This window comes from Clostridioides sp. LIBA-6822, from assembly GCF_056688955.1.
The window spans coordinates 2,746,330-2,769,741 of the sequence record NZ_CP196995.1 but is presented as its reverse complement, the minus strand read 5'-3'; the positions used below and the strand labels follow the sequence as shown (position 1 = coordinate 2,769,741).

The following is a 23,412-nucleotide window of genomic DNA, read 5'->3' as shown; positions in this document are numbered from 1 at the left end:
TGATTTTATTGAGAAAAAAAATAGGAATTATAGCCTCTGATATTGAATTAAAAGAAAGAATAGAAGAATTATATAGAGAAGATGTAGAAAATGGAACTTTAATAATCGACATACTTAATCTAGACTTAATGGAAAATCAAGGACGTATACTTGTTGAAAAAGGTGCACAAGCTATAATTGGTAGAGGTGGAGGTTATAGTCTAGTAATAGATACAGTAAATGTACCTGTTATACCAATGAATATGAAATCAACTGACCTCTTAAGGGCAATAGAAATAGCAAAGAGATATTCTAAAAAAGTAGTATTGATTCTTGGAGATAATGAGGTTTCTTTTGATTATGTTGGCTGGAGAAATGTTATAAGTACTGAAATAACCGAGGAATGGTTTGAATCTAAATATGAAATAAGAAGTAAGGTTGTAAAATATATAGACCAAAAAGATGAAGTAGTAATAGTAGGTGGAGGTCTAGCTTGTTCTTTTGCAAGACAATATGGCATTGATAGTGTATTTGCAACTGCGAGTGATGAATCTATAAGAGAGGCTGTTGAGTATTGTAAGAAATTATTAGATACATTAGGTGAAGAAAAATTTAATAATGAAGTCTTACGAAATATACTTGATGGTATAAAAGATGGAGTAATCGCTATAGATAGTAATGGTAGTATAATTTTATACAATGAAAGTGCAAAAAACATGCTTAAAGTGGAGAGAAAATGTGCACTTAATAAATACATACTAGATGTATTTCCCAAAATGGAGTGGATGTTAGACTGTTTACATGAAAAAAATGATGTAGAAGATAGAAAGATAAGAAATATAAATAGCTTAATTGTTAATACTAGAACTACATTGATAAAAGTAGACAATAGCACTTATGGAGTCTTAGGAATAATACAAGATATAACAAAATTACAAAACTTAGAAAGAAAAATAAGATTTGATTTAAATCAAAAAGGTCTCTATGCTAGATATACTTTTGATGATTTTTTATTTAAAGATAAATTAACTAAAGAATTTATTGAAGAAGCTAAAAAAATTGGAAAAAGTGATTATACAACTTTACTATATGGAGAAAGTGGGTCTGGTAAAGAAATTATAGCTCATAGTATACATAACATAAGTAGAAGAAAAGATAGACCTTTTGTTGCAATAAATTGCGCTACTATAGCAGAAAATTTGCTTGAAAGTGAACTTTTTGGATACGAAGAAGGTGCGTTTACTGGTGCTAGAAAAGGTGGAAAAAGAGGACTATTTGAACTTGCACATGGAGGGACTCTTTTCTTAGATGAAATAAATAGTCTATCCTTTAATATTCAGACAAAACTATTGAGAGTAATAGAGGAACGCCAAATAATGAGAATTGGTTCTGACTATATAATACCTTTGGATATAAGAATCATAGCAGCAACAAATGAATCTTTAACTGAAAAAATAGTTATGGGTACATTTAGAGCAGATTTATTTTACAGGTTGAGTAGTTTAGAGATAAATATTCCGCCTTTAAGAGATAGAAGAGAAGATATAATACCACTGTTCAATAATTTTGTAAATGAAGTATTAAAGGATGATGGTCTTAATGGAATAAACAGCATAGATGAAAATTTTGTTTTAACTGAAGATGAAATTAATAAGCTGTATAATTATAGTTGGCCTGGAAATGTAAGAGAATTGAAAACAATAGCCCAGAAATATGTTGTGACAGGAAAAATTAAATTGAGAAAAGAACGAGATTTTAAAACTCAAAAAGTAGAATCTAGCTCTGAAATAGACAAATTTAATTCTGAAACGACAGCCAGTGTAGAAATACAAGATGAAGTTGTAGATATAAGTAAGATAAATGATGGTAAGGTATGTATAGATGTAAAAGAGGTAAATAAGTATGTTGAAGAAAAAATAATAAGCATGCTTTTTGCTCAGGGGCTTTCCAAAAATGAAGTTGCACAAGTTCTTGGGATAAGTAGGACATCTTTATGGAAAAAGTATAACAAAAATCTTTAGATAGAAATACATATATATCATTTTAAAAATAATGTTAATTTTTTTAAACAAGTGTTAAAAAAAATTAACATTGTTTTTTTGCAATTTTTTGTTTTTTTAGACAAGCATATATATTTACAAGAAAAATAACTAAAATACTTAATTTAATAATGAAAAAAATCAGAATTCTAAACAAAAGTAGTTTTACATAAAGTAAAATTTATTGGCATGCTAATTGCTTAATATATAATGTGAGAGGTAAATACAATTTTAGGGGTGATGGTATGAGTCAAAGTATGGTTGGTAAGCATGCAATGTGGCCAAAAGAAAACGATGTTATATTTAGCATATCTGGTAGAGCTCAAGCAGCAGAGAAGGCTTTAGGTATGGATAATGTAATAAATGCAACAATAGGCGCTCTAATGGATGATTCAGGAAAATTAATAACAATGAAAACTGTATATGAAGAATATAAGGCACTAGATAACTGTGAGATAGGTGCATATGCGGCTCTTGAAGGCCAGCCAGATTACTTAGAAGCAGTTAAAAAAGTATTTTTCAGAGATTACTTACCAGAAGGACATATAAGAGTATTAGCTTCACCAGGAGGAAGTGGTGCAATAAAATTGGCTGTATGGAACTATACTAATGAAGGTGATGAAGTTTTAACATCTGATTGGTTCTGGAGTCCATATGTAAGTATAGCTGAAGAAGCTAATAGAAAAGTAGTAAACTACCAATTGTTTGATGAAAATAGAAGATTTAATTTTGAGTCATTCAAAGAAAATTTTGTAAATATAGCAGAAAAACAGGATAGAGTTTTTACAATTATAAATACGCCAGCTCACAATCCAACTGGATATAGTGTTGCAGATGATGAATGGGATAAAATATTAGATTTATCAAAAGAAATCGCACAAGATAAAGATAAAAAGATAATATTTTTCGTAGATTCAGCATATATTGACTTTGCAGGTGATGATAATGTCTGTAGAAAGTTTTTTAAGAAGTTTTCTAATCTTCCTGAAAACGTTCTTGTATTGGTTGGATTCAGTATGTCAAAAGGATTTACAGCTTATGGTATGAGAATGGGAGCTATAATTTGTATATCTTCAAGTGAAGATGTAGCTGAAGAGTTCCATTATTCATGTGTTCATTCATGTAGAGCAAACTGGTCAAATTGTAATAGAAGTGCCATGGCAGTATTATCTAACATTGTAAATGACCCTAAAAAATTCAAAGAATATGAAGATGAAAAAGAAATATACAAAAAAATGCTAACTAGAAGAGCAGATGTATTTGTAAAAGAAGCTGAAAGAGTAGGCTTAGAAATTCTTCCGTATATAGCAGGATTCTTTGTAAGTATACCATGTGATAATCCAAGAGAAGTATGTGAAGAATTAACTAAACATAATCTATTTGCAGTTCCATTAAAAATGGGCTTAAGATTTGCAGTTTGTGCAGTTTCAGAAGAAAAATGTAAGAAAGCCCCAAGTATTATAAAAGAAGCACTTGAAAGTTTAGAAGTAAAAATAAATAATTAATTTCATTGAACAAATTGGGTGGACTATGAATTTAATAATTGTAGATGGAGGGAATTTTATATGAAACAATTGATGACAGGTAATGAGGCAATTGCACGTGGAGCCTATGAGGCTGGTGTTAAATATGCATCCGCATATCCAGGGACTCCAAGTACAGAAATATTAGAAAATATAGCAACATATAAAGATGCAATAGTTGCAGAATGGGCTCCAAACGAAAAGGTAGCACTTGAGGCTGCTATAGGGGGTTCAATTGCAGGAGCAAGAACTATGGCTTCTATGAAACATGTTGGTGTAAATGTTGCAGCTGACCCGATATTTACTTATGCATATACAGGCGTAAATGGTGGTATGGTACTTATTACAGCAGATGAACCGGGAATGCATTCATCTCAAAATGAGCAAGACAATAGGATGTATGCAAAATTTGCAAAGATACCTTTATTTGAACCAGCAACTAGCCAAGAAGCTAAAGATATGATAAAAGAAGCGTTTGAAGTTAGTGAAAAATATGATACACCAGTTTTATATAGAGTTACAACAAGACTTTGTCATTCAAAAGGTTTAGTAGAATGTTATGATAGAGAAGAAGTTGAAATTAAAGAGTATACTAAAAATGCTAAAAAAATGGTAACTGTTCCAGCAAATGCTCAAATAAGAAGGGGCGTTGTTGAAGAAAGAATGGAAATTCTTAAAAAATTCTCAAATGAAACTGACTTAAACTATTATGAAATAAATGATACAAAAATAGGTGTTGTAGCTTCAGGTATGTGCTGTAATTTTGCTAAAGAAGTATTTGGAAAAAATGCATCATATATGAAGTTAGGATTTACAAATCCATTACCTTATGAAAAAATAAAAGAATTTGCAGATAAAGTTGATAAAATATATGTAATAGAAGAAAATGACCCATTTATAGAAGAACAAATAAAAGCATATGGAATAGATTGTATTGGAAAAGATGTAATGCCTCCATATGGAGAAATGACACCAGATGTTTTAAGAAAAGCTATATTTGGAAAAACAAATGATACTATAGAATACAAATCTGAATTAGTAACACCAAGACCACCAAGTTTCTGTGCAGGATGTCCACATAGAGGATTCTTCTATGAACTTGGAAAGAGAAAAAATTTAATAGTTGGTGGAGATATAGGATGTTATACTCTTGGATTTGCTCCTCCATATAATGGAATAGATTATGTTGTTTGTATGGGTTCTGCTTTTGGAACTGCACATGGAGCTCAAAAAGTCCTTAATATGAAGGAAGGAAACGAAAAAAGATTAGTAGGTGTACTTGGAGATTCAACTTTCTTCCATACAGGAATAAATGGTCTTTTAGATGTAGTTTACAATAGAGGAAATTCTATATCAGTTATATTAGACAATAGAATAACTGGAATGACAGGTCATCAAGAAAATCCAGGTTCAGGATATACTTTACAAGGTGCCAAAACTAAAGATGTTGACATAGAAGGATTAGTTAAAGCTTGCGGAATAGAACATGTAAGAGTTATAGACCCTAACAATTTAAAAGAAGTAAATGAAGCATTAGATTGGGCTTTAGCTATAGAAGATGAACCATCAGTAATAATTACAAGATGGCCATGTGTACTTAAAAAATTCTCTAAAGAAGATATAGAAGAATTTAATAACCCATTTAAGACTAAGTGTAAGGTTGACCATGATAAATGTATTGGATGTAAATTATGTTTGAAAACTGGATGTCCAGCCCTATCATTTGATAAAGAAAATAAATTATCAAATATAGATAGAAATCAGTGTGTAGGATGTGGAGTATGTTCACAAGTTTGTCCAAAACAAGCAATAGTTAAGGAGGAAAAATAATATGACTAAGAGTATACTTTTGGTAGGTGTAGGAGGTCAAGGAACTATACTTGCTAGTAAATTATTAACTATGGGATTGATGGAAGCTGGATACGATGTAAAAATGAGTGAAATACATGGAATGAGTCAAAGAGGAGGTTCAGTTTCCTCACAAGTTAGATATGGAGATTGTGTATATTCTCCAGTTATAGAAATTGGTGGAGCAGATATATTAGTATCTTTTGAAAAAATGGAAGCTTTAAGATGGTTCAATTATCTAAAGCCAGAAGGAAAAGCTTTAGTAAACGACTATAGAATAGATTCTATGACTGTTTTAATCGGAGGAGCTGAATATCTAGAAAGTGATATAGATGCAGAGTTAAATAGATTAAATGCAAAAGTTATAAATGCAGCTGATAAAGCTGAAGAACTAGGAAATTCAAAAATAATGAACGTTATTTTATTAGGATGTCTAGTTAAATCTATGGAGTTAGAGTCTATTGATTGGGAAAAAATTATAAGTGAAAATGTTAAACCAAAATTTATTGAATTAAACATAAAAGCTTTCCATGAAGGTATGGAAATGGTTAGCAAATAGTTTATAATAGATATAGATAAACTATAGAAATTAAGGTGAAAGGAAGAAAATTATGACTTACAGAATATTAGCCATAAATCCAGGTTCTACTTCTACAAAAATAGCAGTATACGATGGAGAAGAACAAATTCTTGTGAAGACAATAGACCATCCAGCTGAAGAGATTGCAAAATATAATACAATACAAGACCAATTTGAAATGCGTAAAGAAGCTGTTTTGAATATTCTTGAAGAAAATAATATAGATTTAAAATCTCTTAGTGCAATAGTAGGAAGAGGTGGAGTTTTACCACCAGTAAAATCAGGAGCATATTTAGTAAATGAAGAAATGATTGATGTACTTAGACATAGACCAGTGCTTGAACATGCTTCTAACTTAGGAGCTGTTGTGGCACATGCAATATCAGAGCCACTTGGAATAAACTCATATATTTATGATTCTGTTGCAGTAGATGAGCTTATAGATGTAGCAAGAGTATCTGGACTTTGTGGAATGGATAGAGCAAGTACAGGGCATGCATTAAATACTAGAGCAATGGCTTTAAAATATGCTAAAGATAATGGGAAAGATTATAAGAGTTTAAACTTAATAGTAGCTCATATTGGTGGAGGAGTAAGTATTTATCTTCATGAAAATGGAAGAATGGTTGATATGTTATCTGATGATGAAGGGCCATTTTCTCCAGAAAGGTCAGGAAGAGTACCTGCTACAAAATTAGTGGCAGCTTGCTATTCAGGCAAATACTCAGAAAGAGAAATGACTAAAAAGATAAGAGGTAAAGGTGGTATAGTTTCATATCTAAATACTGTAGATGCTAGAGAAGTTGAAAAAATGATAGCAGAAGGAAATAAAGAAGCAAAAATTATTTATGAAGCAATGGCTTATCAATTAGCAAAAGGCATTGGAGAATTAGCAACTGTAGTAGATGGAAAAGTAGATGCTATAATTATAACAGGTGGAATTGCATATTCTGAAATGTTTACTTCAATGGTTAAAAAGAAGGTTGAATTTATAGCACCAGTAGAAATTATAGCAGGAGAAAATGAGCTAGAGTCACTTGCTTTTGGGACTTTAAGAGTATTAAATGGAGAAGAAGAAGCTAGAATTTATAGTGAAAATTAATAAGAACAACTAAAAATGTTTATATATTAAAAAGTGGTATATCCATTTTTATACACGAAAGCTTAGAACATAGGTAAAAGTGTATAAAATCTGGATTGCCACTTTTTTTGTGATTGAAATTTTATATTAAATTAATGAAGAGTTATGTAAAATTTTGTATTTATATATATATTTTATTGGTATTTATTGTTATTATTATTATGAGGAGTGATTTTTGATGGGAAAAATAAATTTAAAAAGTATGATAAGATTATTTTCAGGTTTCTTTATATTTGCAATTTCTTCTGTATTGATGATTAATGCACATGTTGGGCTTATGCCTTGGGATGTGCTTCATCAAGGTTTATCTATAAAATTAGGTATAACTATAGGTCAGGCATCTATAATGGTTGGAGTTATAATCGTTATATTGGATGCAGTTTTTGGTGAAAATATAGGATGGGGTACATTACTGAACATGACATTTATAGGAATATTTATTGATTTAGTAATATTTTCTGAAGTAATACCTCATGCAAGTAACACTTATGTAGGTGTCTTTATGGTTGTTATAGGAATTATCTTAGCAGCTATAGCAAGTTTTTTATATTTAGGTGTTTGCCTGGGAAGTGGACCAAGAGATGGTCTTATGATTGCACTTCAGAAGAAAACTAATAAATCAGTACGCCTTGTTAGAACAATTCTTGAAATACTAGCATTAGTTGTTGGTTGGTTATTAGGAGGTTCTGTAGGTATTGGTACGCTTGTAAGTGCATTAGGATTAGGATATGTACTACAAATAGTATTTAGGATGTTTAACTTTGATACAAAGTCACTTAAGCATAGATTTATTATAGATGATATAAAAGATTGGAAAGAGAAGAAAAGCGATGAACATAAATGTAAATCAAGTGTTGCAATAAAAAATGAGCAAAATTAAGTATATTTATATTTTATCTAATTTATGTAAAGGTAAGGAGATTTGGAAATGGAATTATGGGATTTATATAATACTGATGGAATTAAAACAGGAAAGGTTATAGAAAGAGGTAATTCTATTGAAGAAGGTTATTATCATTTAGCAGTTGAAGTATGGATTTTAAATAGTAACTCTCAAATTTTAATTCAGAAAAGGTCTAAAAGTAAAAAGACATTGCCAAATATGTGGGGAATGACAACTGGATGTATTGTTTCTGGAGAAGAGAGTTTGGAAGGTGCAATTCGTGAAGCAAAGGAAGAAATAGGGATAGATATATCAAAAGATGAAATGAAGGTTTTTAGAAGTATGATTCATGATGATACACTTTGGGATGTATATTTTGTTAAGAAAGAGTATGATATATCAAAAGCTATTTTGCAAGAAGATGAAGTAAGTGATATAAAATGGGTAAGTACAGATAAAATAAGACAATTGATAAAGGATGGTTTGTTTTTTGAATATCCAGAAATATATGAATTACTATATGATATAGATAATAATAATTTAAACTTATGATGTGGAGCAGATTTTAGTATAAATATGATTATATAGAATTATCTTCTCTAGATTTTAATATTGTTTTATGAAGAATTAATAAGTTATTTTTAAAGTTTTTCTGATTATTTTTTAGAATTAGAATAAAAAAAAGTAGCATTGTAAAGTCATAAAGATTTGGGGAGGATTTAAACTGTGGAAGATAACAAAGAATTGGCACGTGATGGTTCAAAATATAAAATTGTTTCTATATCTGTTGTAGTAATTATTTTAATTACATTCTGGTACATGTTAAATATGGTTCTTTTAACATTTATAATGACCTTTATTTTCTATAATTTACTTGTAGCCATAAGAAAGCGAATTAATAAAATTTCTTCTAGAATTATTCCTGATTCGCTGATAATTGTAGTGTTATACTTACTATTTGCTGTATTATTGGTATTGATTAGTTATGCAGTTGTACCAATAATTATAGTACAACTTACGGAGCTAAGTAGGATTTTTAGTGATTTTGATGTAAATCAATTTGCTCAATCTCTAGGACCAAAACTTTATCCTCTTGTTTCAAAGTTAGATTTTAATAAATATGTCTCACAGGCGGGGCTACTTATAGCATCAACAGCGACAAAGGTTGGAAGCTTTGGAGTAAACATATTATTAGGTTTCTTATTGAGTTTACTTCTTTTACTTGAAAAAAATGATATTAAAAAATTTGGAAATAAACTTGCAGATAGTAAGATTTCCTTCATTTATAATTCCCTTGTGTTTTTTGGAAAGAGTTTTGTGAAAAACTTTGGTGAAGTAATGAAAGTACAAGTTATGATTGCGTTTATAAACTCTGTTGTTTCTATGATTTTTTTAGGTTTCATGGGATTTCCTCAAATATGGGCTTTAGGATTTATGATTTTTGTATTAGGTCTTATTCCAGTGGCAGGTGTTATAGTATCGTTAATTCCATTAACTGTAATAGCTTTTAATATAGGTGGAATAACGAAAGTACTTGGAGTTTTGGCAATGATTTGTATAGTACATGCAGTAGAAACATACATATTGAATCCTAAATTGATGTCAAATAGAACAAAACTTCCAGTTTGTTTTGTGTTTATTATTTTACTTGTAGGAGAGCATTATCTAGGTGTATGGGGATTATTAATTGGAGTTCCAATATTCATGTTCCTTATGGATATTTTGGGTGTTAAATTTACTTCTAGATAATATTTTACAGCAATAATTTATTTGTGCATGTGACTTATGATTTGTTTAAAAAAGAACCTATGAATAGACGTCATTAATAAAAGAAGTCTATTTTATAGGTTCCATTTTGATTTCTATAAATACTATATAATTAAATAACAAGAAATTTATTTCATTTCAAAAGTTTCACAACTTGCATTTCCTGAATTTATATGAACTTTTTCAGCTTTACAAAGTTCATTTTTATTGTATTTACATTTTACAGCTTCACAATGAATATTGTCTGTATCAACTTGATTAGTATCATTAGAACGACTAGTTATTCCAGAAGTATATTTGTCTTCAAAAGAAGCACAATAAGTATTTCCTGTAGTAGTTGCTTGCATTCCATCTACTTTTATGCTACCAGCATAACAGTATCCACTAGTATTATAAGCACAATTAGTAGCGTCACAATTTAAATTATTATTTTTCATAAATAACCTCCTAAGTTTTATTTACACTTATTATGTGAAGTTATTTAAATTTTATACACCTATTTACAATTACATTTATCACATTTAACAATTACATCTTTTGAAGTTTCTCTTCCTAAATTTCTATTGATATGATATACATCTATATTTTCAGTTGAACCACATATAGAACATTTAAAATTGTTTTCTAGTAAAATTCTTTCTCTAAATAATTTCCAGTACATAGAATTGATGTAATCATTGTAATTCACCTTGAGGCATGTTTCAAGAAAATTTATGTATAGATTATCTAAATCTCCTGTATCTAACTCTGTATACTCTGGTTCAAAATATTCACAACACCCTCTAAAATCAGGCTTAGTATCAGAAATAACACATCTAATATCATATCTATAGTCTAGGCTAGGCCCCTTGAATAAAAGATGTGTGCAAAAAGAGCAAGATGTCTCTGGTAGATTTTTTTCAAGTTCATGTAATTTATTATTCATAAGTATTCCTCCAAAAAAATTTATTTTAAGTATATAAATGTGTAGATTATTTTAAAACTTTTATTTATTTATATTAGAAATACAGGATAAATATTCCAATAAAGAGTAAATACTTATTTATTTATGAATTGAATAAAAAGAGACAATCTCTAGCTTGAGACAGTCTCTTTTTATGATTTTTATATTAAAAGTTTAATCTAAGTGTAACTTTAGTTGATTTTAGTCAGCTAGTTTAACATCTGCCTTGTTTTTTAACTTTCTACCATAATAGACGGTTAAAACAGCATATAATACAGTAAAGATAGCAGCTAAAATATAGGATATATTTATACTTAAGTTAAATCCAATTTGAGCATTGAATATATAGCTAAATATGATAAAAGAATAAAACATACCTGGAATTAAGCTTATAATATAATTTTTTTCTTTTATTATAAGGTAGACTGTAATCATAGCAAATGCAAATATAGCGATGGTTTGATTACTCCATGAGAAGTATCTCCATAATATATTAAATCCAGAAGAACTAAGTTTTGCAAATATCAGAATTGCTATGACAGGAATAAATATGCATATTGATAGTATAACGCGATGTTTCTTTTCCTTTTGGTCATAATGAAAATAATCAGCAAGCATTAATCTTAGAGATCTTAAAGCTGTATCTCCAGAAGTTATTGGTAAAACGATAACACCTATTATTGCGATGATTCCACCAATAGAACCAAGTAAATCTCTTGCAACTAAGCCTATTACATCAGGAGAGCCTATCAATTCCTTAGGTATACCTTTATTGTAAATACCCATAGCAGCTGCAGCCCAAATCATTGCAATTAAACCTTCTAAAATCATCATGTTATAAAAAGTAGTTTTTCCTTCTTTTTCATTTGAAACTGATCTTGCTATAAGAGTGGCTTGAGTTGAGTGGAATCCAGAAACTATACCACAAGCAACTGTAACGAAGAATGTAGGGATAAGAGGAATTCCATCAGGATGAATACCTTTCCAATTCGCAAGACTTAAATTAGCTAAATCATAACCTTGTGTAAATATTCCGATTCCAACACCAGCAGCAGATAAAAGTAGGATTGCTCCAAATATTGGATATACCTTTCCTATAATTTTATCAATTGGGAATAGTGTTGCACATAAGTAATATACAAAAATAATTCCGTAAACTATCCATACAACTGGATTATTTATAGTTGACTTCATGTTTAAGATTTGTGTAACAACCAAATCTCCAGGTGTGTAAATAAAAACTGCACCAACTAAAAGCATTAATAGGCAAAGGAATATATTATAGACTTGAAAGACTTTGTTACCTAAAAATCTACTGATAAGTGAAGGCATCTGCGCTCCTTTTTCTCTTATACTAATCATTCCACTCATATAGTCATGTAAAGCTCCTCCAAATACACAACCAATAGGGATTAGTATAAATGCTATTGGACCAAATAATATACCTTGGATAGGTCCTAGAATCGGTCCTGTACCAGCTATATTAAGCAATTCAATGAGACTATTCTTCCATTTTTTCATTGGAACGTAGTCTACACCATCACTCTGAGCAAGAGCAGGTGTTTTTCTGTCATCTGGGCTAAATACTTTTTCACAATAAGCACCATATAAAGCACCTCCTATTAGTAATATAGCCAATCCAATTAAGAACGTTGTCATAATATCACCCCATTTATAAAATTTTTTGGATTCTGTATACGTATTGAAATAACCTACCAATTCTATAAAATACTAAAAGTAATATAATTTCAGAAATTAATACATACACATAATCATGTACTTAGTATACATGTGTTTGATAAAATTTTCAATATTATAGCAATAAAGAATATAAACAAAATTCTGATAATATTTTACAAAAAAATTAAAAAACATAAAAAATAGTTTAAATAGGTAAGTAAAAAAGATAAATCAATTGATAATGTAAATGTCTATATCTTAACAATATTAAGAGGTCTAAAATTCTTGAAGAAAGAATAGTCAAGTGATATAATGAGTTTACAGGTGTATATACACTAGTACATATAGAAAGCGGTGCGATTATGGATAAAGATTTAACATATCAAATCAAAGAGCTAAAGAAAGAAAAAAATGCAATAATACTTGCCCATTTTTATCAACCACCAGAAATACAAGAATTAGCAGATGCAGTTGGTGACTCATATTACTTAAGTGAAATTGCTAGAGATTGTAAAGAAGATGTGGTTGTATTTTGTGGGGTAAGATTTATGGGAGAAAGTGCTAAGATATTATCACCTGAGAAAACTGTATTAATGCCAGTAAGTAACGCTGGATGTGCTATGGCAGATATGGTAGATGAAGAAGGCGTGATAAAACTAAAACAACAGTATCCAAATGCTTTGGTTGTATGTTATATAAACTCTACAGCTAAAGTCAAGGCACATTGTGATGTTTCCGTTACATCGTCCAGTGCAATTAAAATATTAGAAAACATAGATAATAAAGAAATTATATTCCTTCCAGATAAAAACCTAGGAGGATATATTGCAGAGAAATTTCCAGATAAAGACTTTATATTTTGGGACGGATATTGTAAATACCACAACAATATAAAGGCTGAAGAAATAATTGAATTAAAAGATAAGTATAAAGATGCAGAAGTATTGGTACATCCAGAATGTAAAAAGGAAATAAGAGATTTAGGAGATTATGTAGGAAGTACATCAGGAATAATAAAATATGCTACTAATAGTGAAAATAAGAATTTTATAATAGCAACTGAAGAAGGAATATTACATGAATTAAAGAAAAAGAATCCTAATAAAAACTTTTATATCCCTGGAGGAAGAATACTATGTACGGATATGAAAAAGACAACATTAGAAAATTTATACAGTACACTTAAAAATATGGAAAATGAAGTTACTGTAGAAGATGAAATTATGGAAAAAGCTTTAAATTCACTGCTTAATATGCACAGATTAGCAGAAGGATAGAGGGATAGACTTATGAATTTAGAACAAGATGTTTTAATAGTTGGAAGTGGTATTTCAGGATTATATTGTGCATTAAATTTAGAAAAAAATTTAAATGTATTAGTAGTATCAAAATCTACAATTGAAAACAATAATACATATCTTGCACAAGGGGGAATTTCAACTGCTAGAAATATTGATGATATAGAGTCTTTTGTGGAAGATACAATGAAGGCTGGACAGTATAAAAATAGAGTTGAAGCAGTACAAGTTCTTGCAGATGAATCTATTGAAAATGTAGGACAAATAGTAGATTATGGTATGCCTTTAGATAGAGAAAATGGAGAGATAGATTACACAAGAGAAGGAGCTCATAGTGTAAATAGAATAGTTCATAGTAAAGATAATACTGGAGAGGTTGTTTTTAAGACTTTATTAAAGGAAGCTAAAACTAGAGAAAATATAACTCTTATAGAAGATGCATATCTTTTAGATATATTAAAAGATGGTAATAAGTGTATTGGAGCTAGACTTTTTAAGTCTCAAAAAGAGATTCATGTTTTTTCAAAAGTGGTAGTTTTAGCAACAGGTGGAATAGGTGGGCTTTTTAAAAACTCTACTAACCAAAGACACCTTACAGGTGATGGAATCGCTATAGCTTTAAGAAATGATATAAAAATAGAGAACTTAGAGTATATTCAAATACATCCAACAGCTTTCTATGAAGAGAATAGTGAAGGTAGGAGAATGCTTATATCTGAATCACTAAGAGGAGAGGGAGCTAAACTTTTAAATAAAAATAAGGAAAGATTTGTCGATGAACTTCTTCCTAGAGATGTAGTTTCAAAAGCTATTTTTGAACAAATGGAAAAAGACAATTCACCTTATGTATATTTAGATGCAACACATTTAGGTAGTGAATACTTAATTAATAGATTTTCTTTTATTTACAATGAATGTCTAGCTAGAGGAACAGATATAACTAAAGAATACATAAAAGTATCACCTGCACAGCATTACTTTATGGGCGGAATACATGTCGATTTGGACTCAAAAACATCTATGGAAAATTTATATGCAGTTGGTGAAATTAGTTGTACAGGCGTTCATGGAGCAAATAGACTGGCAAGTAACTCTTTACTTGAAGGACTTGTATTTTCAAAGAGAGCAGCCAAAAATATAAACTCAGTTATGGACAATATAAAAGTTAAATTTATAGATATACCAGATATGGACATAGATATAGAAAAGATAAAAAAAGAGAATAGAATATTAGTTATAAAAGAAATTGAAAGAACAAGTGAGGATTTTGGCGATGAATTATTTGATTATTGATAGAATGATACAGGATGCTTTAGTAGAAGATGTGCCAAGTGAAGATATAACAACTAATTCTATTGTGGATGAAAATTCTAAGTCTACTGTAGATTTAATTTGTAAGCAAGATGGTATAGTAGCTGGTTTAGGTGTATTTAAGAGAGTGTTTGAGATTCTTGGAAGTGTAGATGTAGAGTTATATAAAAATGATGGTGATAAAGTAAAAAATCGTGAAAAGATAGCTGTATTAACTGGGAATACTAGAAATTTACTTGTAGGAGAACGTGTAGCATTAAATTATTTACAGAGAATGAGTGGTATAGCTACTACTACTAGTAAATATGTTGAAAAGCTTGAAGGTACAAATACAAAGTTGTTAGATAGTAGAAAAACGATACCTAATCTTAGAATATTAGATAAATATTCTGTCAAAGTAGGTGGAGGATGTAATCATAGATTTAATTTATCTGATGGAATATTGCTTAAAGACAACCATATTGGAGCTGCTGGTGGTGTTAAAAATGCAGTTGAACTAGCTAGAAAAAACACTTCCTTTGTCAGAAAAATAGAAGTAGAAGTGGAAACATTAGATATGGTAAAAGAAGCTCTAGAAGCAAAAGCAGATATAATAATGTTGGATAATATGAGCTTAGAAATGGCAAAACAAGCTGTAGATATTATAAATGGAAGAGCCATTGTAGAATTTTCTGGAAATGTGAATTTAGATACCATAGAATCTATAGGAAAAATTGGAGTGGATGTTGTTTCTGTAGGAGCACTTACACATTCTGTCAAAGCTCTCGATATAAGTATGAAAAATCTGAGAAATATATAAATTTGATATTGATATAAATTTAATTAAGATAGACTCCCTAAATTTACTTGATAAGTTTAAGGAGCCTATTTTTTATTTATTAAAATTAATAAGAATAGAAAAATGTTAATCAATAATTTAATAAATATAGATAAATACTATATATACTTTTAATGATATAGCTATTATCTATTTTACATATAAATATAGAAGAACTTATAATATAATTGTATATGTAAAAATTTGTATAAAATTTAGGAAAAAAATGGATGGAGGAATAAAAATGAAAGTAGCATATATCTTTAATAGTACTAATGTACATAAGATTTTAGACAAAATGATAATACCACAATTAGAACAAGGAACTCATGGAGTAGATGTTCTAGGGATGTTTTTCTTTATGGATAATACATTATTCTTATCGAAAGGAAATCCAATAGGAGAAAAACTAAGTGAATTACATAAAAAAACGGATATGATAATAATGGCTTGTGACCAATGTGCTATAGAGAGAGGTATAGAGAATAACTTGGTTGATGGGGCTACGATTGGATGCTTTCCAAACTTATATGCTTGTTTAGGTAGTGCAGGTGTAGACCAAGTCATAACATTATAAAACAGTTTGGTATACAATCCATGGGAAAACTTATTTTCTGTGGATTATTTTAAGTCAAGGATAAATTGTTTGAGTAGGGGATGAACAAATGTCTAAAGTTTTAGTTGAATTTATAAATACTTGACCATCTTGTGATGAGCATGGAGTGTTTATAAAAAAAATGTCAGAAAAATATACTGATAAATTGGAAGTGAAACTGTATCAGGCAGGTAAAGATTTTTCATATGTAAAAAAATATGGAATTATAACAAAAGGAACATTAATAATAAATCAGAAAAAGAAATATGACAGATTAAATAAAGATACAATTGAAAAGGCAATAGTAGAAGCTATAAATAATAGTTAAAAGTTTAAAAATTAGGAGTAGCAAAAATGAATATATTAGAAATTGTTTTAAATGGAGTTAAAGAGACGATAGTAGCTTCTATAGTTACATTGAATGGAGCATCAGGATGGCTTATGATAAGTTTCATATTGGCAGGTATACTCCACAATGTTTTAACTCCAAGAAGGTTTCAAAAACAACTTGGAAATAAGAAATTTTCTTCTTTGATTAAAAGTACTATATCAGGAATGTTTTTACCAATATGTAGTTGTGGGGTAATACCACTTGGTATAAGCATGTATTATTCAGGAGCATATTTAGGACCAGTACTTGCTTTTATGACATCAACTCCAATAATAAACCCAATAGCTGTAGTTCTTTGTCTAGGTCTTTTAGGACCTAAAGTTACAACTATTTATCTAATATCTGGTTTTTTAGTACCATTTTTAGTAGGATTTTTGGGAAATTGTTTTGGAAAAGAAGAATTATCTTTGCATAATGATTCAGATGAAGATGTAATAGAATTAGAAGAAGAAAAAAGAAGTTTTTTAGAAAATATGATTGATGGGCTTAAGTGGTCTTTTGGAGAGTTAGCTCTTACTATTAGTAAATATGTAGTAATGGGAATGCTTTTTGCAGGTTTTATAACAACAATTTTTCCAAATAGTATAATTCAAAAATATTTGGGGAATCCAGGTTTGCTATCACTTGGAAGTATAGCAATACTTGCATGTGTTATGTATGTATGTGCAGTAGGACATATTCCATTTATAGCAGCTCTTGTTGCAAGTGGAGCATCTCCTGGGATAGCGATAACATTTCTAATAGCTGGTGCAGCTACAAATTTACCAGAGCTTATAAGTATGTTTAAACTCATTGGAAAAAGGACTGTTATTATATATTCAGTAACTTTGACATTATCCTCAATAATAATTGGATACATAACAAATTTACTTTTAGTAAACAACAATTCAGTAAATTTAGATACAACAAATTCTTCAATACAGTTGGCAAATAAACTAATGTTAAATATACCAGATAGTTTTGAATATGTATGTACAATTTTAATTATTTTATTTGCATTTAAATCAATAATACCAAAGATGAAAGAGGTCATAGGGAATAATGCTTAAAAAGATAGTTATAATATCCTGTGTAGTAGTTGCATTAATAGTTTTATCAAAAATAGTGGATGATAATCTTAAAGAAGATGCCTCTATTCCAAATGTGAATAAAGAAACATTAGAGTATTTTAGAAAAAATTATAAAGAAGATATAATAACTTGTGCTGAAGAAGACTTAAATAATGATGGAGAAAAAGATTTAGTAGTTATATATAAAAAAGGTAATAATTCAAATGAAATGGTAGTGGTAGTTTCTGATAAAAACAGCCATTATATAACAAAACCAATACCAGCACCTATAGAGAATCAAACCATAACTTTTAAAAATATTGATGATAAACCACCAATAGAAGTAATAGTGTCGGGTTCTAAGAATGGTAATGTAGGGTATGCAATTTATAGGGTAGAAGGCAACAAGTTTGTTGATTTATTTGGAGAAGATATGGACAAATGTTGTTAAAAATAAAAATAATACACAAAGGTGGGAAATTTAGATGAGAGTATCTAAGAAGATTCAAGCATTAATCTTAGTTAGTGTAATGGGGGCATCTATACTAACAGGCTGTAGTAGTAAACCAAAAGAGAAAGAAGAAGCAAAAGCTGGAAAGGATGATTATACAATAACAGTAGGGTATTATAACTGTGACCATATGACTGCTGGACCAGTAGCAGAAGCATCAGGAATATATAAAGATTTAGGTCTTAATGTAAAAACTGTAGGAAATGGTAAAGTTCCTGAAGCTATGGCAGCAGGAAAAATGGATGCTGGTTATATAGGTACAAAAGGTCTAGTGGGAGCTATACCTAAGGGTTCACCAATAACAATAGCAGCTAACAATCATACTGGAGGTTCTGAATACTTAATAGTTTCAAAAGATATAAAAGAACCTAAAGATTTAGTAGGTAAAAAAATTGCAACAGATATGAGTGATTTTTTATGGACAAGTGATTATGGACCAGAAACAGGTCTACCAACTGACCCATCAAAATATGAAATTGTAAATATGGATTCAGACAAAGATAAATATTTAGCTCTTAAAACTGGAAAAATACAAGCTTTTACATCTTGCGACCCTTGGGGTTCTGTAGCTGAAAATGATGGTGCAGGAAAAATAATAGCATCTACTCAATATAAAGAAAAAGCTAATGGTAAAGAATATAACTGTTGTTCATTCTCATTAAACAAAAACTTTATAAAAGAACATCCAGATTTAGCAAAAAAATTGGTTTTGGCTCATACAAAAGCAATAGAATACATATATACAAATCCAGCTGAAGCTGCTAAGATATTTGCAAAATATTATAATGTAGAAGAAGAAGTTGCACTTAGAACTATTTATAAAAAGACAGTTGGAGAAGGTAGAACGCTTACTTGGAAAGTTACAGGAGAAGAATATAAAAATAATTTACAAATGTATAAAGATTTAAAAGCATTAGATGATATACCTAAATATGAAGATACAATTGATACGAGCTTATTGGATTCTTGTGGAGCAGATGATTTTGATAAATTTATAAAAGAAAAAGTTAATCCAGAGTTTCCTGAAGGTATGAGTTATGAAGATTGGAAAGCAAAGGTATTATAAATAAATGGAGAATATAAAAAATATAATAATACTTTTTATTATTATTTTGGGAAGTATATTTATAATATTTTTTAATTTTGAAGATAAAGAAGAAATAGAAGGCAAACTAAGAATAGGGGTATCTGATGATACCTCTGGTTTTGTAATAAATTATATGGTAAATAGGGACTACTTTGAAAATATAAAAGTAAGTGATATAATGGATACTTTTACAATTAATGATTGCTGAGCAAGTACAATGCAATGGGCTCTGAGTTCAGAGGAAATAGATATAGCAATCATATGTAAAGATGCAGCAAAACAGTATGTAAATGCAACTAGTGGATTTGAAATTGTTGGTACAGTAGTTCAAAATTCAGATATATTTTTATTAAGTAAGAGTAATCCCAAAAAAATTGGAATCATTCAAAATAGAAATTACCAATCAGAATTGGTGAAGAAATACTATGGAAATGTAGAAATATCTCCGTTATTAGGGACTGCATTAGCATATGGATTAGAAAGCAATCTAGTAGATGGTGTTGTAATGGACTGTATAAAATCAATCGGATTAGAAGGAATAAGAAAACCTACAACTGAATTAGGTGATTATGATACTTATGTATTAGTTGTAAGCAAAGAATTTAAAAAAAGTAAAGGATATAGTGATTTTATAAAACTTTACAATAAAAGTGTTGATGCTTTAAATAATGAAGCTACATTTAAAAAAGCACTGAAACAGTACAAGAATATAAGAAATATAGATATGGAGGAAATAAGAGATTGGAAATTAAAATTTCTAAAGATAAAATAGATAAATTAACTAAGAAAAAATCTGATAGTGGTATGGATATTTTATATAAGATAATACTCTTAGTCATTATATTTTCAGTTTGGCATTTTGCAGCGAAAGATATAGGAAGTTCTTTACTACTTCCAATGCCAGTAGATGTAATAAAAGGTTTCTTTTATTGCATAACAGATATAGAGACAGTTACTAATCTTTTTATAACATTACAGAGAGTACTTAAAGGTTTTATGTATGCACTATTGTTTGGACTTCCAATAGGATTTATCATGGGATTTTCTAAAACTTTTGAAAAAGTTTTATCTCCAGTAGTAGATTCTGTAAGACAGGTTCCTATAATGGCATGGGTGCCTCTTACTATAGTATGGTTTGGTATAGGAGATGGGCCAACAATATTTTTAATAGCTTTTTCAGGCGTTTTTCCTATAATCTTAAATACTATTCAAGGTGTAAGAGCAATATCAAAAGATTATTATAATGCGGCTAGAAGTATGGGAGCATCACCAATTGTGATATTTACAAACGTAATAGTACCAGCGTCTCTTCCTGATATATTAACTGGTTCGAGAATTGCTATAAGTACAGGATGGATGTCTGTTATCTGAGCTGAGTTTATAGCTACGAGTGCCGGTCTCGGTTACTCAATGGTACAAGCTCAAACGTTAATGCATACAGATGTATTAATTGGGCTTATGATATTTGCAGCTTTAATAGGATTTATAATAGATAGAGTATTAAAGTTTGTAAATAAAATCCTTTGTAGATGGAGGTTTGCAGATTAATGAAGTTAAGCGTAAGAGATATAAATAAAACATTTGTAAATAATAAAGTACATACAAAGGTTTTAGAAGATATAAGCATAGATATAGAAAATGGTCAATTTGTTTGCCTTTTAGGGCCATCAGGATGTGGAAAGACTACTTTACTTACTATAATAGGAGGATTTCAAAAATCAGAAAGTGGAGATGTTTTTATAAATGATAAAAAAGTTAAAAAACCAGGCATAGATAGAGCTTTTATATTCCAAAATTACGCTTTATTTCCTTGGAAAACTATAAGAGGAAATGTTCTATTTCCTATGAAACAGCAGAAAATACAAAAGGAAAAAAGAGAAGAAATGTTAGAAGAACTCTTGGTGATGTCAGACTTAAAAGGAAAAGAAAAGTTATTTCCTCATCAATTATCAGGCGGAATGAAACAAAGAGTAGCTATGATAAGAGCCTTAGCATGCAATCCAGAAGTATTGTTAATGGATGAACCACTGGGAGCTGTTGACTTTCAAATGAGACAAAACTTACAAGAAGAGTTAGAAAGGATATGGATAAAAAAGAAAATAACTGCATTAATGGTAACTCATGATGTTGACGAAGCTGTATATATGAGTGATAGAGTTATAGTAATGTCAAGGGATAAAGGTAGAGTTATTGATGATATAAATATAGATATTCCAAGACCTAGAGTTAGAGGAAGCAAAAAATATGAAGAATATAAGACTAGATTAACTGATACTTTATCGAAGTGTTATGAGGTTTAAAGAGGAGTAGATATGAGTCAAATAGAAAAATACAATAGTTTGGATAATGTACAACAAAAAATAAGACTATCCATTATGGATGTGATAATAGATAAAGGTTCTAGTGCTACACTTAAAGAAGTGACTGAATGTATAAGTAATAATTTGAAATTAGAAAAAGAATATATAGAAAATACACTACAATATTTTATTGAGAAAAATATAATAGTTGTTGATGGAGATAGTATAAATTTTATATATCCTGTATCAGCATTACCAACTAATCATAAAGTAACTTTGAGCGATGGTAGAAGTTTCAGTGCAATGTGTGCAATAGATGCTATAGGAACTTCTTGTACATTTAATCAAGATGTAAGAATAAATTCTATGTGTAGTGTTACAGGTAAAGAAATAGAAATATTTATAAAAAACGAAAAAATTGAATATGTGAATAATCCACATTTAAGAGTGCTTCATATAAATCTTGATAAATATTCAAATTGGGCGGCAAGTTGCTGAAATATAATGAATTTCTTCTGGACGAAGAATGATTTTGATGCTTGGACAAAAGAAGCAGGATTATCGGATGATGAAGATGTATATTGCTTAGATATTAATGAAGCAATAGTAGAATCATATAAAATATTTAAACTTAAACAAAAAGTATTATTATAAATATAGATGAAAAACTAAAAATAACCTTTAACTAAAAATTTTAGACCATACTATCACTAGATACTTTTAGTATCAAGTATGTATATTAAATAGAATTTAAAGCTAAAGAGTTATTTTTAGTTTTTTTTATATATCTAAATAGCTCTATTAAGTATATATTTATTTATAACCTTTGCAACTCCATTTTCATTGTTAGTATCTGTAACATAATCAGCAATTTCTTTTATACTGTTACGTGCATTTCCCATAGCTACACCAAGACCTGCATACTTTATCATATGTTGGTCATTTTCTTCATCACCAACAGCAATAGCTTTTTCTATAGGAATATCTAAATTAGTACACAATGTCTTAAGGGCAGTTCCTTTGTTAGTGGTCTTACCTAAAAACTCTAGGTAAAAAGGAGCAGACCTTACTATAGTATATTTATTGAATAAATTTTTAGGTAGTTGTTGTATAATTTCTTCTAATCTTTCTGGTTCATCAACTATCATAATTTTGCAGATTTTAATAGATTCATCAATTTTATCTTTTTGTATATATTTAACGTCTATATCATTTAATTTCGCTTCATGAAGTGTATATTTGCCAGGAATTTCGTTTGGTGTAATTAAATTTGTCATTGTATTTATGTGTATTTTGGTATTATATTTTTTACAAACGTTATTATATATAAAATCAAAGTCATCTAAAGTCATCTCTACATCATGTATAATTTTTTCACTTTTGACTTCTTGAATAATGGCTCCATTAAAACATATAACATAATCACCTTCATCCGTTAAGTTTAATTGATTTAGAAGTCCCTTGACACCAGGAAGAGGTCTGCCCGTTGTTATAACAACTTTGGCTCCAGCCTTTTTTGCTTCTTGAATAGATTCAAAGACTTCAGGAGTAATCCTTTTTTGCGTGTTTAATATTGTTCCATCAATATCTAATGCGATTAATTTGTACATATCAGCCTCCAGTAAATTATATACTCAATTTTCCTGTGAAAACGTTGACACAACTAGTGT

General features: G+C 29.4%; 24 protein-coding genes. 20 read left to right on the top strand and 4 right to left on the bottom strand.

Annotation, left to right across the window (positions count from 1 at the left end):
- Window positions 1–8: 8 nt before the first annotated feature.
- The 8 genes from ACTG48_RS13325 (at window position 9) to ACTG48_RS13290 (ending at window position 9,742) form a co-directional block, all read left to right on the top strand.
- Window positions 9–2,000, top strand: coding sequence for a sigma 54-interacting transcriptional regulator (locus ACTG48_RS13325; protein ID WP_021385125.1), 1,992 nt, complete (start codon window positions 9–11; stop codon window positions 1,998–2,000).
- A 263-nt stretch (window positions 2,001–2,263) separates the two neighbouring features.
- Entirely contained in the window at window positions 2,264–3,523 is a 1,260-nt protein-coding gene (locus ACTG48_RS13320) for a pyridoxal phosphate-dependent aminotransferase (RefSeq protein ID WP_021385193.1), read from the top strand.
- Window positions 3,524–3,583: 60 nt separating this feature from the next.
- Window positions 3,584–5,371 (top strand): indolepyruvate ferredoxin oxidoreductase subunit alpha, encoded by a 1,788-nt coding sequence (gene iorA, locus ACTG48_RS13315; RefSeq protein WP_021385153.1) that lies wholly within the window; start codon window positions 3,584–3,586, stop codon window positions 5,369–5,371.
- 1 nt (window position 5,372) lies between these two features.
- Entirely contained in the window at window positions 5,373–5,948 is a 576-nt protein-coding gene (locus ACTG48_RS13310; protein ID WP_021385150.1) for an indolepyruvate oxidoreductase subunit beta, read from the top strand.
- 52 nt (window positions 5,949–6,000) lie between these two features.
- Complete coding sequence (gene buk / locus ACTG48_RS13305) at window positions 6,001–7,071, top strand: butyrate kinase (protein ID WP_021385231.1); 1,071 nt, start codon at window positions 6,001–6,003, stop codon at window positions 7,069–7,071.
- Window positions 7,072–7,288: 217 nt separating this feature from the next.
- Window positions 7,289–7,990, top strand: a complete 702-nt coding sequence (locus ACTG48_RS13300; protein WP_021385203.1) for a YczE/YyaS/YitT family protein — start codon at window positions 7,289–7,291, stop codon at window positions 7,988–7,990.
- Window positions 7,991–8,038: 48 nt separating this feature from the next.
- On the top strand, window positions 8,039–8,545 hold the full coding sequence (locus ACTG48_RS13295) for an NUDIX hydrolase (RefSeq protein ID WP_021385184.1): 507 nt from the start codon (window positions 8,039–8,041) through the stop codon (window positions 8,543–8,545).
- Between the two features lie 174 nt (window positions 8,546–8,719).
- Window positions 8,720–9,742 carry an AI-2E family transporter gene (locus ACTG48_RS13290; RefSeq protein WP_021385219.1) on the top strand — a complete coding sequence of 341 codons (1,023 nt, stop codon included), beginning with the start codon at window positions 8,720–8,722 and terminating at the stop codon, window positions 9,740–9,742.
- 146 nt (window positions 9,743–9,888) lie between these two features.
- Here ACTG48_RS13290 and ACTG48_RS13285 read toward each other — a convergent pair whose 3' ends face one another.
- The 3 genes from ACTG48_RS13285 to ACTG48_RS13275 form a co-directional block, all read right to left on the bottom strand.
- The gene (locus ACTG48_RS13285) at window positions 9,889–10,197 is read right to left on the bottom strand and encodes a DUF1540 domain-containing protein (protein WP_021385244.1); all 309 of its coding nucleotides are present in this window, start codon (window positions 10,195–10,197) and stop codon (window positions 9,889–9,891) included.
- A gap of 59 nt (window positions 10,198–10,256) precedes the next feature.
- Window positions 10,257–10,685 carry a hypothetical protein gene (locus tag ACTG48_RS13280; protein WP_479917092.1) on the bottom strand — a complete coding sequence of 143 codons (429 nt, stop codon included), beginning with the start codon at window positions 10,683–10,685 and terminating at the stop codon, window positions 10,257–10,259.
- Between the two features lie 219 nt (window positions 10,686–10,904).
- Entirely contained in the window at window positions 10,905–12,362 is a 1,458-nt protein-coding gene (locus ACTG48_RS13275; protein ID WP_479917091.1) for a carbon starvation CstA family protein, read from the bottom strand.
- A gap of 383 nt (window positions 12,363–12,745) precedes the next feature.
- Between ACTG48_RS13275 and nadA the strand changes: the two genes are divergently transcribed.
- From nadA to saoL, 12 genes are all read left to right on the top strand, one after another.
- On the top strand, window positions 12,746–13,660 hold the full coding sequence (nadA, locus tag ACTG48_RS13270) for a quinolinate synthase NadA (RefSeq protein ID WP_021385143.1): 915 nt from the start codon (window positions 12,746–12,748) through the stop codon (window positions 13,658–13,660).
- A 12-nt stretch (window positions 13,661–13,672) separates the two neighbouring features.
- Window positions 13,673–14,974: an L-aspartate oxidase gene (locus ACTG48_RS13265; RefSeq protein WP_021385088.1), complete on the top strand. Its 1,302-nt coding sequence runs from the start codon at window positions 13,673–13,675 to the stop codon at window positions 14,972–14,974.
- Window positions 14,955–15,791 carry a carboxylating nicotinate-nucleotide diphosphorylase gene (gene nadC / locus ACTG48_RS13260; RefSeq protein WP_479917090.1) on the top strand — a complete coding sequence of 279 codons (837 nt, stop codon included), beginning with the start codon at window positions 14,955–14,957 and terminating at the stop codon, window positions 15,789–15,791. Before ACTG48_RS13265 ends, nadC begins: the two co-directional genes overlap by 20 nt.
- A 262-nt stretch (window positions 15,792–16,053) precedes the next feature.
- Window positions 16,054–16,386, top strand: coding sequence for a DsrE-related protein SaoD (gene saoD, locus ACTG48_RS13255; protein WP_021385110.1), 333 nt, complete (start codon window positions 16,054–16,056; stop codon window positions 16,384–16,386).
- Between the two features lie 88 nt (window positions 16,387–16,474).
- Window positions 16,475–16,732 (top strand): thioredoxin-like (seleno)protein SaoT, encoded by a 258-nt coding sequence (gene saoT / locus ACTG48_RS13250; protein WP_243192668.1) that lies wholly within the window; start codon window positions 16,475–16,477, stop codon window positions 16,730–16,732.
- 26 nt (window positions 16,733–16,758) lie between these two features.
- A complete protein-coding gene (gene saoE, locus ACTG48_RS13245; RefSeq protein ID WP_479917089.1) occupies window positions 16,759–17,844 on the top strand; it encodes an efflux transporter SaoE in 1,086 nt (361 codons plus the stop codon).
- Window positions 17,837–18,295 carry a Cys-Cys-COOH (seleno)protein SaoC gene (gene saoC, locus ACTG48_RS13240; RefSeq protein ID WP_021385152.1) on the top strand — a complete coding sequence of 153 codons (459 nt, stop codon included), beginning with the start codon at window positions 17,837–17,839 and terminating at the stop codon, window positions 18,293–18,295. Before saoE ends, saoC begins: the two co-directional genes overlap by 8 nt.
- Window positions 18,296–18,329: 34 nt before the next feature.
- Complete coding sequence (saoX, locus tag ACTG48_RS13235) at window positions 18,330–19,421, top strand: ABC transporter substrate-binding subunit SaoX (protein WP_479917088.1); 1,092 nt, start codon at window positions 18,330–18,332, stop codon at window positions 19,419–19,421.
- A 13-nt stretch (window positions 19,422–19,434) separates the two neighbouring features.
- Window positions 19,435–20,214 carry an ABC transporter substrate-binding (seleno)protein SaoB gene (gene saoB / locus ACTG48_RS13230; RefSeq protein WP_479918797.1) on the top strand — a complete coding sequence of 260 codons (780 nt, stop codon included), beginning with the start codon at window positions 19,435–19,437 and terminating at the stop codon, window positions 20,212–20,214.
- Complete coding sequence (gene saoP, locus ACTG48_RS13225; protein WP_479918796.1) at window positions 20,190–20,990, top strand: ABC transporter permease subunit SaoP; 801 nt, start codon at window positions 20,190–20,192, stop codon at window positions 20,988–20,990. Before saoB ends, saoP begins: the two co-directional genes overlap by 25 nt.
- The gene (saoA, locus tag ACTG48_RS13220; protein WP_021385238.1) at window positions 20,990–21,742 is read left to right on the top strand and encodes an ABC transporter ATP-binding protein SaoA; all 753 of its coding nucleotides are present in this window, start codon (window positions 20,990–20,992) and stop codon (window positions 21,740–21,742) included. The genes saoP and saoA overlap by 1 nt, the downstream gene beginning before the upstream one ends.
- 12 nt (window positions 21,743–21,754) lie before the next feature.
- The gene (gene saoL, locus ACTG48_RS13215) at window positions 21,755–22,396 is read left to right on the top strand and encodes a MerB-like organometallic lyase SaoL (RefSeq protein WP_265113941.1); all 642 of its coding nucleotides are present in this window, start codon (window positions 21,755–21,757) and stop codon (window positions 22,394–22,396) included.
- A 134-nt stretch (window positions 22,397–22,530) separates the two neighbouring features.
- Here the strand turns inward: saoL and yidA are convergent, their stop codons facing one another.
- Window positions 22,531–23,352 (bottom strand): sugar-phosphatase, encoded by an 822-nt coding sequence (gene yidA, locus ACTG48_RS13210; protein ID WP_021385259.1) that lies wholly within the window; start codon window positions 23,350–23,352, stop codon window positions 22,531–22,533.
- Between the last annotated feature and the right edge of the window lie 60 nt (window positions 23,353–23,412).

Bases quoted from the DNA above. Each gene is read 5' to 3' on its own strand.
- saoD (WP_021385110.1), top strand. From the start codon at position 16,054: ATGAAAGTAGCATATATCTTTAATAGTACTAATGTACATAAGATTTTA.
- ACTG48_RS13320 (WP_021385193.1), top strand. From the start codon at position 2,264: ATGAGTCAAAGTATGGTTGGTAAGCATGCAATGTGGCCAAAAGAAAAC.
- ACTG48_RS13280 (WP_479917092.1), bottom strand. From the start codon at position 10,685: ATGAATAATAAATTACATGAACTTGAAAAAAATCTACCAGAGACATCT.
- ACTG48_RS13310 (WP_021385150.1), top strand. From the start codon at position 5,373: ATGACTAAGAGTATACTTTTGGTAGGTGTAGGAGGTCAAGGAACTATA.
- saoX (WP_479917088.1), top strand. From the start codon at position 18,330: ATGAGAGTATCTAAGAAGATTCAAGCATTAATCTTAGTTAGTGTAATG.
- iorA (WP_021385153.1), top strand. From the start codon at position 3,584: ATGAAACAATTGATGACAGGTAATGAGGCAATTGCACGTGGAGCCTAT.
- ACTG48_RS13295 (WP_021385184.1), top strand. From the start codon at position 8,039: ATGGAATTATGGGATTTATATAATACTGATGGAATTAAAACAGGAAAG.
- ACTG48_RS13285 (WP_021385244.1), bottom strand. From the start codon at position 10,197: ATGAAAAATAATAATTTAAATTGTGACGCTACTAATTGTGCTTATAAT.
- buk (WP_021385231.1), top strand. From the start codon at position 6,001: ATGACTTACAGAATATTAGCCATAAATCCAGGTTCTACTTCTACAAAA.
- ACTG48_RS13265 (WP_021385088.1), top strand. From the start codon at position 13,673: ATGAATTTAGAACAAGATGTTTTAATAGTTGGAAGTGGTATTTCAGGA.
- ACTG48_RS13275 (WP_479917091.1), bottom strand. From the start codon at position 12,362: ATGACAACGTTCTTAATTGGATTGGCTATATTACTAATAGGAGGTGCT.
- nadC (WP_479917090.1), top strand. From the start codon at position 14,955: ATGAATTATTTGATTATTGATAGAATGATACAGGATGCTTTAGTAGAA.
- saoA (WP_021385238.1), top strand. From the start codon at position 20,990: ATGAAGTTAAGCGTAAGAGATATAAATAAAACATTTGTAAATAATAAA.
- nadA (WP_021385143.1), top strand. From the start codon at position 12,746: ATGGATAAAGATTTAACATATCAAATCAAAGAGCTAAAGAAAGAAAAA.
- saoC (WP_021385152.1), top strand. From the start codon at position 17,837: ATGCTTAAAAAGATAGTTATAATATCCTGTGTAGTAGTTGCATTAATA.
- ACTG48_RS13300 (WP_021385203.1), top strand. From the start codon at position 7,289: ATGGGAAAAATAAATTTAAAAAGTATGATAAGATTATTTTCAGGTTTC.
- yidA (WP_021385259.1), bottom strand. From the start codon at position 23,352: ATGTACAAATTAATCGCATTAGATATTGATGGAACAATATTAAACACG.
- saoE (WP_479917089.1), top strand. From the start codon at position 16,759: ATGAATATATTAGAAATTGTTTTAAATGGAGTTAAAGAGACGATAGTA.